We start from the raw sequence: 10,572 nt of genomic DNA, 5'->3' as shown, positions 1-10,572 counted from the left end.
TTTTCCGGTTTTCCGGTTTTCCGGTTTTCCGGTTTTCCGGTTTTCCGGTGAAAATTCTGATCAGGACGCTTCAGTCAACTCTTATCTTCAGACAACATATTTATTCTGTAGGGGCCTGGTTATTCTGTGGGGGCCTGTGGGGGGCGGCCTCTGAAAATGTCACGAAGAATGCCCGGGGTCAGAATAGACAATGGATTCACGCGCACCCTTGGCTCATCCGCCGTGCCCTGTAACCGGTAGTTAAAGCCAAACAGCCCTTCCCCCCGGCGAGACACCGCAGCCCCGACCCCATTCAGCAGATAGATCGGAGACACAACACCACGCATATCAAGCCCCGAACTGGCCAGGGTATAAATCCCCTCCATCGAAACCCCCAAAGACGCCCCAACTGCGCTGCCCTGCAACAGATTTACATGGCTGGGCGTCAGGATGAATTGCGAACGCACCTTGGCGAAACGAATGCCATCGCCGTTCAATTGCTGCACAAGGCCAACCACCGAAATCGCCCCCAACATATCGGCAAGCGCGGGGGCACCCCGGATTTTCACGTTCTCTGCGGTCAGTTGTCCATCATAATGGCCATCTTCCGCGCGTGGAACCAGGAACAGATCCATTGTGCCATCATACACTTTGGAAAAGACCCCGGCTGATCGTAAAACCGCACCCGTATCATTGCTGCGAAGTCGAACCGATGTGCCCTGCGGCGTTGGCGTCAAACGACCCTGTATTCTGGCGCCGCCATTCACAAGCCCGGTGAAATCCCCGTTCAAAGCAGGCGATGTGTTCAGCGTACCACGCATATTGTGCAGGGCGATGCTATCCGTCACCTGTAGCCGATCCAGCGCCAGTGTGATCGGTGTATTCGCCCCACCGGTGCCCGCACTGCCGCCCTGCCCAAAGGTTGTGCGCCGAATATCAACCCGCCCGCCAGGCACCGAAATTGCGGGGCTCTGCCCGGCGCCACGCGCGGTCAATGTGACCGGCGCATCAAGCCAGCCGCCCACAGTCACCCGTTCAAACCGGGCCTCGTGAAAACTATTATTCTCATGCAATGCAACAGTGCCGCGTGCGTTCAACCCATTGCTTTCCAGCTGCAAACGGTCAATGCGCACGGGTTGCCCAAGGCGACCGGCCACTTCAAGGCTGCCACTTGCATTTGCTGGCTTTGACCAGCCAATTTCAGGGATACGCAGCCCAACACCACGCAGATCAGAACTCAGGCGCATCTGCGGTGCTTCGCCACGGGCCAGGTCAATTTCAAACTGTCCACGCCCTTGCCCCCGCAGGAAACCATCAGGCAAAGCGATGCCAAATTCATCCAGGAACGCTTGGTCCAGCCGCACCTGTCCGCGTACTGAAGACTGCCCAGAATCTTCTTTCACAAGGCTTTGGCGCCAGAGGGCATCAAACCCCGCACCGGATCTGCTATTCTGGTCCGTGCTGACCCGGCCAGATCCGGAAATCTCGAGGTGATCATTGTTGGCAAACACTGTCATCTCGTCGGCCTGCACCCATTTTCCAGGTACGATTTGGTCCGTGCGCATGTCAGATAATGTCGCGCGCGCTTCAAAGGGAACATCTTCCGCCAAAAGGGAACGACGCAATGGCACAGTAATATCCGCAGACACAACAGCGTTGCCTTGCGCTAGATCCGTGGCCAGACCAGCCTTTGTCAGGAACTCAAATGGTTTCTGATCCAGCAGTGATGTCACCGCAGTGATCGCCCCATGTGCCCGCAAATTCACAACAAGATCCGGCGGCTTGAGGTTCACATCTTCGATCACAACCACGGAACCGCCAACATTCAGAGCCCCACCTAAAGGCGGTGTCACCTGTCCCTGCTGAGCCGTCAGAACAAACCGATTTTCGTGCAAAGATGCATAGCCACGCCCATTAGAGATCACCGGCATCTGACGCATAAACCGCACATTCGCTTCGGAAAACCCAAATTGCAGCGACACCACAGGTTTTTCACCCTGGGCCAGTCTTAAGGCGGCATTTGCAGGGCCAATCACCCCGTCTTGAATATTATCCGCCAACCAGGTTCTTGTGTTCTTCGATACGGCAACAGGCCAAAGCGCCAGCAGGTTTTCACTGCGCATCTGATCCAGACCGGCATCCACGGACACCTGCCAACCACCGGGTCCAGCAGAGACTTTGCCCCGCGCCCGCAGATGATCATCCCCCTGACGCAACATCACCTGCCCAATGTCCAGGGCAAACGGGTTCAGTTCCAGGCGCAGATCAATCGCACCACCATCCAGTGTCACAGGGCGATCAAAGACATCATCAAGATTGGCCTCAAGATTTTCGAGCTGAAATTGCGCCAGGATCACATCAGGCAAGCCGTTGCGCAAATCTTTCAGATACCCCTGCCCGGTCATCTGGAAACTCCCGTATTCCGTAGCGACCGAAAGTTCGTCAAAATGGATACGCTGCTCGGCCGGATCATAACCAAAATACGCCCGTGCCCCATCAAAGCCGACAGGCACCGTGTCCTCATTGGGCTTCAGCGCCCCCGCCCCGATATCAAGCGTTCCATCGGTTGAGGCCAGCACACCGTCTTCGTCAATTTCCGCCCGAAGCGCGCCCGACACAGGCGCATCTAGAACATCCAACCACGCCAAAGCCGGGGCCTGTGTGGCGAAATCAGAAGCGGGCAGACCAATCACATTGGTGGCCAAAACCGCCCGGCGGGATCCTTTGAACGATGTGAAAGACACAGCAGCCTGCGCTGGCGTGTCTTCGCCATACAGCAATTGAAACCCCATGCGCAGTTCAAGTTTATCAGGGCTTTGTGTCAATTCAAACGCACCACCATTGGCAATCCAGAATTTCGCCGCCCGCACATCTTCATATTGGAAAGTGATGTCTTCTGCGCGCATCTCACGCACCGAAGCCAGTTCTGGCGTTTCAAAAATTCTATCAACGGAATCAAGAATATCTGCCAAAGACCCACTGCCCATCAACGCCCCGCCTTCCGGGCTTTCCAACGCCATATCGAACTGGCCTTCGGGATCGCGACGCAGGGACAAAAGCCCACCGGTCACAGACACATCCAAAGGCGCAACCGTGGCGCGCAGCAATTCGCGGCGGGATAAAGTGACGTGAATATTACGAAATTCAGCGATCGGCAGATTGGTCTGATCCGCCAGCGCAAGGCTGGAAATGCGGATTTGCGGTTGCCAGTCTTCGGTCAGGATAACATCGATCTGTCCCAAATCCATCTGTCCGCCCGCCAGTGAATCCCCCAGCACTTTTTCCACCCGGGTGGCCAGAAATTCAGGGGCTTTCACCGAACGCCCCGCAATCAGCTGCAATGCAATCGGGATGACAACCGCCAGCACAGAAAACAGCACCAACAGGCTGAAAATAGTCCCGTGACGCTTTCGCCATGGCTTTTTAGGCTTCTTGACCCTGCGCCGCCATCTTTTACGCCTTTCTGGCAAATGTGGACGCAAAGTCGCCATCAGGCGTTCCGGACGAACCTCCTCATCGCGCAGCTCAACGGTCACAGGCTGATCCTGCGGTTTGTCCTGGGCTTCGCTCTGATCGTTTTCGGGGCTTGTCATCCCGGCTCCGGCTGTTTCTGATCTGCGCCACTTCCTTGCGGCGCGGGTTTCGCTTTATCTCTGCGCGTGGCGCGCTAAAACAGTCCCTGAATCTTTGTGAAGGGAAGTCACCGATATGCCAACCGAAAATCCGTACACAGCTATAGAAACTGGCGAAAATGCGCCTGATTTCAGCCTTCCTTCCGACAATTCGGGCGAGATCACCCTGTCCGCCCTGCAAGGCCAGGCCGTTGTTTTATTCTTCTACCCCAAAGACAACACCCCCGGCTGCACCCGTGAAGCCTGCGAATTTTCGTCGGACAAGCCTGCCTTTGATGCCGCAGGCGCACAGGTATTCGGCCTGTCTAAAGACAGTCTGAAAAAACATGAAAACTTCCGCAAAAAACACGATCTGACCGTGCCCCTTTTGTCAGATGCCGACAGTGATACATGTGAAAAATACGGCGTGTGGAAGGAAAAAAAGATGTATGGGAAAACCTTTTGGGGCATCGAACGCACCACGGTTCTGATCGCAGCAGACGGCACAATCGCGCGCATTTGGCGCAAGGTCAAAGTGCCTGGCCACGTGGAAGAGGTCCTGGCAGCGGTGAAGGAATTAACCGCATGATGACGCTTTCAGAAATGGCGGTGGATGTTCTGAGCTGCGCCGATGGGCGTGAAAAAGCGGCCCTTAGCCTTGCCCATGCAAAGACCTGGACCGACGCCCGCGCATCCGGTGATCTCCCCGAAATCGGCAATGCGACACCACCTGATTTCCCAGCCCGCCCCGAAAAACCCGAACTTTTGTCGCCGCGTGACGTGCCCCGCCGCCGCCCCGGGACAGATGCTGGGCGCATCGCCCTATTGCACGCGGTGGCGCATATCGAGTTGAACGCAGTCGATCTGCATTGGGATATTATCGCACGGTTTGCCCAGGTGAAAATGCCCGGTGGATATTATGATGACTGGGTCAAAGCTGCGGCCGAGGAAAGCAATCATTTCAACATGGTATCTGATTGTCTTGAACGCCTTGGCAGCCATTACGGCGCATTGCCCGCCCATGCGGGCATGTGGCGTGCCGCGGAAGATACAGCGGATGATTTTATGGGGCGCCTCGCGGTCGTCCCTATGGTTCTGGAAGCACGCGGGTTGGACGTGACCCCAGGCATGATCGACATTTTCCGCAAGGCAAAAGACACAGAAAGCGTCGCAGCGCTTGAGATCATCTACGCCGAAGAAGTTGGCCATGTGGCCTATGGTTCCAAATGGTTTCACTTCCTGTGCGGGCGTCACGAATTGGACCCGAAGGAACAATTTCACACCCTGGTGCGAAAATACTTTCACGGATTGCTGCGCCCGCCTTTCAACGAAGAAAAACGCGCCGAGGCCGGTTTGCCACCGGATTTCTACTGGCCCCTGACAGAAGAGCTGCCCGAACAATCAGAGCGCTAACTTTTTTCCACACAATATCTGGTGGTTCCGACCTTATGTTAAACAAGAGACAAGCAAAAACCCGCCACAGTCTGCGGGTTTTTGCGAATTTGCGCCGTCTCCGGCTGAAATTTCTTGCCCCGAAGCCAGCCTGAGAGTAACAGATTACCAACGTCTTGACCTGTGGGAACAGGCAGACAATCGGGGGTTTGTTCAGACCGTACACGACGCGATCTGACAGACCGGGGACAGGAAATACCGCTCTGGCCGCTGGTCAGAAACGCGGACGGGGCAGAATGCCCGAATGTAGCAGGTTGGTATACGTGGCATTTACAAGGCTGAACTCTTTGCTGGAAAAGCGTTTTCCGGACAGACGCGTCTTTTTGCGTTCTGATACCGAAACGCGTTTTATCCGTTTGTCCCCACTTGCCCAGGCCACTGCCCTGACCGGCGTGACACTGACATTCGGTTGGACCCTTCTTGCAACGGCCTTTCTTCTGATCGACAACATCGGCGCCGGATCGGTGCGCGAACAAAGTCAGCGCGAAAAAGTGCTCTATGAAGAGCGCCTGAACACATTATCTGCGGAACGGGATCAGCGTGCGGCGGAATCGCTTGCGGCGCAGACACGTTTTAACGCGGCCCTTGCAGAAGTATCTTCCATGCAAAGCCAGCTGTTGCGGGCCGAAGATCGCCGTCGCGAACTGGAAACCGGCATTGAAGTCATTCAGAACACTCTGAACAATGCCCTGTCTGAACGCGATGACGCCCGTCTCGAAGTTGCAGAACTGACAACCGAACTGACCGGCGAAACCGGATCGGCCCGCACAGAGGTTTCCAGTGTTGCGGATGTGGAAAACACGCTTGATTTCCTGACCGACGCTCTGGTTGCCACCGCGTCTGAACGTGATCGTTTCGCAGGGTTTGCCGCCGCGCATGAAAGCACCGTAAAAGACCTGCTGTTCGAAGCCCAACTGGTGGAACAGCGCAATGATCGTATCTTCCAGCAACTGGAAGACGCGGTGACCGTTTCGCTAAAACCGCTTGATGACATGTTCCGGGCTGTTGGCCAGGATCCAGATCGTCTGATCGAATCTGTACGCCAGGGCTATTCTGGCCTTGGTGGCCCCCTGACCCCGCTGCTGGTTCCTGGTGCTGATGGTCAGATCAATCCGGATTCAATGCGCGCCAACGCCATTCTGCGCGAAATGGATCGCGTGAACCTCTACCGTATTGCCGCACAGAAGGCGCCTTTCGCGATGCCTGTGCGTGGCAACTTCCGTTTCACATCCGGGTTTGGCCGTCGCTGGGGCCGGATGCACAACGGATCTGATTTTGCCGGGGCCCATGGCACCCCGATTTACGCAACAGCCGATGGCGTTGTGACACATGCAGGATGGCAGTCGGGCTATGGCCGATTGGTGAAAATCCAGCATGATTTTGGTATCGAAACCCGCTATGCGCATCAGACCCGCCTGCATGTTAATGTCGGTGAACGTGTGACGCGTGGCCAGCAAATCGGTGAAATGGGCAACACTGGTCGTTCGACCGGCACCCATCTGCACTATGAAATCCGCGTTGGCGGAACTCCCGTTAACCCAATGAACTATATCAGGGCAGCACAAGATGTTTTCTAAAAGCAAGATCAACGAGCCAGGTCCAAAAGCCGGTTCAGATGAAACCACAAAACCAGCAGCAGCGGCGGAAAAGCCGGCTATGCCGCCACGTGCGACAGACCCAGCCCCTGCCCCAAAGGCAAAACCACCGGCGTCACAGCTGTCTTCTGACCTGCATATCACAGGCAACCTGAAGACCACTGGTGACATCCAGATCGAGGGCCAGATTGACGGCGACATCCGCGCGCATCTTCTGACAGTCGGCGAAGGCGCAACGGTGCGCGGTGAAGTGGTTGCAGACGACGTTGTGGTCAATGGCCGTGTTGTAGGTCGTGTACGCGGCCTGAAAGTACGTCTGACATCCACAGCGCGTGTTGAAGGTGACATCATCCACAAAACCATCGCCATCGAATCCGGTGCGCATTTTGAAGGTTCTGTTCAGCGCCAAGATGATCCCCTGAACGCATCTACCGATACAAAGCCAGCTGCGAAACCTGAATAATCGCAACCGAAGCTACAAATAGAAAAGGCACCGATTTCGGTGCCTTTTTTGTATTCAGAGTTCACCTGAAACCGATGTCACTGCATCATTCCCGCGTGCGTTTGCGCCGTGTCACAGGAACCATCGTCAGACGATAAAGATGCCAGGATCCATGTCCAAGGATGGGCAGAACCAACAGCAATCCGACAAAACCTGACAGCATACCAATCAGTGTCAAAACACCCACCAGCACAGCCCAGAACATCATCACCCCAAAGTTCGCAGCCACTGTCTGCACAGATAGGATCATCGCGGTGATATAGTCCATCTCAAGATCCAACAGCATCGGCAGGGTCATAACCGTGATTGAATATAGAAAGAACGACAAGGCCGCGCCAACAAGCGTGCCAAACAACAGCATGATCAAGCCACTCCCCGTACCAAAGAAGGCGATATCTGAAACATCCACCAAGGACATCGTGCCCAGAAACAGCGCGAAAATCATATGGGCGATGAAGAACCAGAACAGAAAGATGAAGATCACAATCGCGCAAACCGACGGGATTTGGCGATCTTTTTGACGCCAGATCACCCCCAGCACTTCGCGCCATTCCAGCGGCAGTCCGGCTTCGATCCGGTGGCTGACTTCATACAGGCCGATCGCCGCAAACGGGCCGATCAAAGGAAAACCAAACACCGCCAGAACCAGCCAGTAACTTTGCCCGGTCACCATGGTGATCCACGTCATAATCCACCCCGCAACCATATAGATCGCGCCGAAAAATAGGCCAAACGCCGGGGCCTTGCGAAAATCAGCAAAGCCACGTCCCATGGCCGTTTTCAGGGTTGAAATACTAATTTCCGCTATATCCGGCCGCGGAGATGCCTCTGGCACAGTGTTCTCTGCCATGGGTTGCCTTCCTGTCGTGCAGCGGTTTCGCGCGTGTCCTCTGGCGCCCTCTTGCCGCCTGGTCCACCCGCTGCTGTTATTGTAGTATCACGCTAGCAAGTGACAGAATGCCGCGCCAGCATTTTGTCGCAGGCGGGCGCAGGAACCATACGTCACAAAAAACGTCTATTCCTGATATACACCACAAAGCGGCGGACGCGGCGTGCCACGTGCTGCGGATGACATGCCATCGTACCAGCCCGCGCCAATCGTGATCAGTTGCATTTCAAAGGCCAGATGCGCATTGGTATTGCGGCCTGCACTCAGTTGCTCAATCACTTCCCAACTCTGGGTGCCAAAAACATCCCCCTCTGCGCAGTTGGCAGCTTCCTCCGACTTCCCCGCGGCCTGAAGGAAGGGCACGAAGAGATCGGTCAGAAGGTTATGGTTTTCCGCCATGGCATCCGTGCCGGTCACTTCCGCACAAGCTCCGGAAAGCATCTGAAATCCGGGCGGTGTGCGTAAAGGGGCATCCGAATAAAACCGCAACTCTCCACTCATAAGACCCGCCGCCAGAAAACGTACATATTCCCGGAACATCTGCTCACGGTCCCATCCCCGCCCCAAGATGAGAAAATTGCGCAGCTTTTCTCCATCCAGAAAACACCCCGGATCACCATATTGCGCATAAGCATCCGGTGCCGAAGTTGCCGCCAGAACTTCGGGATCATCCATGGAAATCTCACTGACCACCTGCGGCAGTTCGATCTGACAGATAGGTTCAGGCAAAAAGACCCATTGGCCTGAAACAATCCCCTCTGGCACAATTTTCAAATCATCAATCCCGGCCTGACTATACCCAGCCCCAAGCGCAGCTGCCTCAGTTGACGGACCAATCGCACAGCCATGTGGCCCCAGAAACTGCGACAGAGAAACCTCGGCCGCCGCTGGCACAGCCACTATAAAGCCAATCGCTGAAATCAAACCTCTGAACAACATACTCTTCAAACCCTTTTGCTTTCTTTTCAGCAAAAATTCCCCGCCGGAGGCATAAAAGTAAAGGCTGCCAGGTCACACAATCCTTTCTAAAAACTGCGCAACTCCAGAATACGCCCTTGGGCTTTGATTATTTGTGCAGCAAAATCAAACTCTTCTAAATGGAGTACTTCTTCCAGGCAGTCTATGGCGTCTCCAATCTGCCCGACCTGCTCATAAAGGTCAGACTGAAAAAAGAGCGCTTCACACAGACCATAATCATCGCGCTCTGCACGTGCAGTCAGAATAGTTTCACCAATCGACAATGCGGCCCCAACCAGATCTCCGCGATCCGCCAGAAGAGCGGCCTTGTAGATCTTTTGTAGTGTCGCCGACATACCCGGGCAGTTTACTCTTCGCCCTGGGCTTCGCTGCGGCTTTTGCCTGCGACATCCAAGGCAAGTGTTGCCGCCATAAGCCCATCCAAATCCCCGTCCAGCACACCTTTGGTGTCAGAGGTTTCATAGTTCGTGCGCAGGTCTTTCACCATCTGGTAAGGCTGCAGCACATAGGATCTGATCTGGTTGCCCCAGCCTGCGTCACCGGCGTTTTCATGCACCTCGTTGACAAGAGCTGACCGTTTGTCCAGCTCCATCTGATACAGGCGCGATTTCAGGGCTTTCATGGCGATATCACGGTTCTGGTGTTGTGACTTCTCAGAACTGGTGGTCACGATACCTGTTGGCGCGTGGGTGATCCGCACGGCGGAATCGGTGGTGTTCACGTGCTGCCCCCCGGCCCCGGACGACCGATAGGTGTCGATCCGGATGTCAGCAGGGTTTACTTCGATCTCGATGTTGTCATCCACAACCGGATAGACTTTGACCGAAGTAAAGGATGTGTGGCGCTTAGCGGCGGAATCAAACGGCGAAATTCGCACCAGACGGTGCACGCCGGATTCAGACTTCAGCCAGCCATAAGCGTTGTGCCCAGAAATCTTGTAAGATGCAGATTTGATACCCGCTTCTTCACCGGCGCTTTCGGCTTGCAGTTCAACCTTATAGCCCTTCTTCTCGGCCCAGCGAACATACATCCGCGCCAGCATAGACGCCCAGTCACAGCTTTCCGTACCACCCGCGCCCGAATTGATCTCAAGGAAAGTATCATTGCTGTCAGCTTCGCCGTCCAGCAGCGCTTCCAACTCTTTTTCCGCCGCTTTGTCGACAAGAGCTTTCAGCGCATCTTCCGCATCTTTGATAACCTCTTCGTCCTCTTCCATCTCGCCAAGTTCAATCAGCTCGATGTTATCAGTCATGTCCTGCGCGATGCCTTTACAGGTGTCCAGCGCATCCACCAGCATCTGACGTTCACGCATCAACTTCTGGGCGTTTTCCGGGTTATCCCAAAGGGTCGGATCTTCAACACGGGCGTTGAATTCCTCCAGGCGATGTGGGGCAGTTTCCCAATCAAGGCGCTGTTTCAGCAGGGCCACGGATTTCTCGATGGCTTCAACCCAGTTCTGTGCTTCGGCGCGCATATCGCATTCCCCTGATCTTGTGTTGCAGGGGTGATAACAACGCCCCGCCCGCTCGGCAAGCACCCGGGCCCCGGATACTGCCTGAAACTGTG

At 55.2% G+C, this 10,572-nt stretch carries 9 protein-coding genes; 4 read left to right on the top strand and 5 right to left on the bottom strand.

All coding sequences use genetic code 11. The annotated features are described in order from the left end of the window. Positions 1-119 precede the first annotated feature (119 nt). Positions 120-3,572 carry an AsmA-like C-terminal region-containing protein gene (locus ACPGUT_RS11455; RefSeq protein WP_423991480.1) on the bottom strand — a complete coding sequence of 1,151 codons (3,453 nt, stop codon included), beginning with the start codon at positions 3,570-3,572 and terminating at the stop codon, positions 120-122. Positions 3,573-3,687: 115 nt separating this feature from the next. On the opposite strand from ACPGUT_RS11455, the gene bcp reads away from it, so the two are divergent. The 4 genes from bcp to ACPGUT_RS11435 all read left to right on the top strand — a co-directional run bounded on the left by bcp (position 3,688) and on the right by ACPGUT_RS11435 (position 7,100). Further along, positions 3,688-4,179, top strand: a complete 492-nt coding sequence (bcp, locus tag ACPGUT_RS11450; RefSeq protein WP_423991478.1) for a thioredoxin-dependent thiol peroxidase — start codon at positions 3,688-3,690, stop codon at positions 4,177-4,179. Beyond that, a complete protein-coding gene (locus ACPGUT_RS11445) occupies positions 4,176-5,003 on the top strand; it encodes a ferritin-like domain-containing protein (protein ID WP_423991476.1) in 828 nt (275 codons plus the stop codon). The genes bcp and ACPGUT_RS11445 overlap by 4 nt, the downstream gene beginning before the upstream one ends. Positions 5,004-5,305: 302 nt before the next feature. Continuing rightward, complete coding sequence (locus ACPGUT_RS11440; RefSeq protein ID WP_423991474.1) at positions 5,306-6,619, top strand: DUF5930 domain-containing protein; 1,314 nt, start codon at positions 5,306-5,308, stop codon at positions 6,617-6,619. Further along, a complete protein-coding gene (locus ACPGUT_RS11435) occupies positions 6,609-7,100 on the top strand; it encodes a bactofilin family protein (protein ID WP_423991472.1) in 492 nt (163 codons plus the stop codon). The genes ACPGUT_RS11440 and ACPGUT_RS11435 overlap by 11 nt, the downstream gene beginning before the upstream one ends. A gap of 85 nt (positions 7,101-7,185) precedes the next feature. On the opposite strand, the gene ACPGUT_RS11430 is transcribed toward ACPGUT_RS11435, so the two are convergent. The 4 genes from ACPGUT_RS11430 to prfB all read right to left on the bottom strand — a co-directional run bounded on the left by ACPGUT_RS11430 (position 7,186) and on the right by prfB (position 10,480). Further along, positions 7,186-7,989, bottom strand: coding sequence for a DUF2189 domain-containing protein (locus tag ACPGUT_RS11430; protein WP_423991470.1), 804 nt, complete (start codon positions 7,987-7,989; stop codon positions 7,186-7,188). A 165-nt stretch (positions 7,990-8,154) separates the two neighbouring features. Further along, entirely contained in the window at positions 8,155-8,967 is an 813-nt protein-coding gene (locus tag ACPGUT_RS11425) for a hypothetical protein (RefSeq protein ID WP_423991468.1), read from the bottom strand. A gap of 86 nt (positions 8,968-9,053) precedes the next feature. Continuing rightward, a complete protein-coding gene (locus tag ACPGUT_RS11420) occupies positions 9,054-9,341 on the bottom strand; it encodes a hypothetical protein (protein ID WP_423991466.1) in 288 nt (95 codons plus the stop codon). Positions 9,342-9,352: 11 nt separating this feature from the next. Continuing rightward, positions 9,353-10,480: a peptide chain release factor 2 gene (prfB, locus tag ACPGUT_RS11415; protein WP_423991464.1), complete on the bottom strand. Its 1,128-nt coding sequence runs from the start codon at positions 10,478-10,480 to the stop codon at positions 9,353-9,355. Between the last annotated feature and the right edge of the window lie 92 nt (positions 10,481-10,572).

Source organism: Halocynthiibacter sp., from assembly GCF_049608145.1.
Lineage (GTDB): Bacteria > Pseudomonadota > Alphaproteobacteria > Rhodobacterales > Rhodobacteraceae > Halocynthiibacter.
The sequence above is the reverse complement of the archived record's forward strand: the minus strand, read 5'-3'. Positions and strand labels throughout refer to the sequence as shown.